The sequence below is a fragment of the Streptomyces sp. WM6378 genome (assembly GCF_001279695.1).
GTDB lineage: Bacteria > Actinomycetota > Actinomycetes > Streptomycetales > Streptomycetaceae > Streptomyces.
In genome coordinates, this window is the sequence record NZ_LGDD01000190.1 from 1 (window position 1) to 386 (window position 386).

General features: G+C 69.7%; 1 protein-coding gene. It reads left to right on the top strand.

Annotated elements, in window-relative coordinates; translation table 11 throughout:
* Positions 1–204 precede the first annotated feature (204 nt).
* On the top strand, positions 205–386 hold a 182-nt coding region (locus ADK54_RS47525), incomplete at its 3' end, for an amphi-Trp domain-containing protein (RefSeq protein WP_234392102.1).

Below are 386 nucleotides of genomic sequence, written 5' to 3' on the forward strand. Positions count from 1 at the left end.
GCGCTCCGGCGGCCGGTCCCCCGATGCAGTGGCGCGACGTCCTCGCCCTCGCCTTCAACCGGATGACGCCGCAGTGACGGCCCATGCGTGCGGGAGCGTCCCGGGATGCCCGACCTCCGGTACGGCGTCACAATGAGCCTTACCCGGTGATCCCGCTGTTCCCGCTGGTCGTGGCGGAGAGGAGACAGCGGATAGGAGACAGCCGTGAAGGACCTCAAGTTCGAGCAGAAGAGTTCCCTTTCACGCCTAGAGGCCGCCGATCAGCTCTCCGCAATTGCGGATGGGCTGGGGCACGGCGGCAATGCCGAACTGAAACTCGGACCTGGGACCCTGGGCCTGCGGGGCCCCGGTCCGGGCGCCGCGGGGCAGGATGTGCAGCCCCCCCC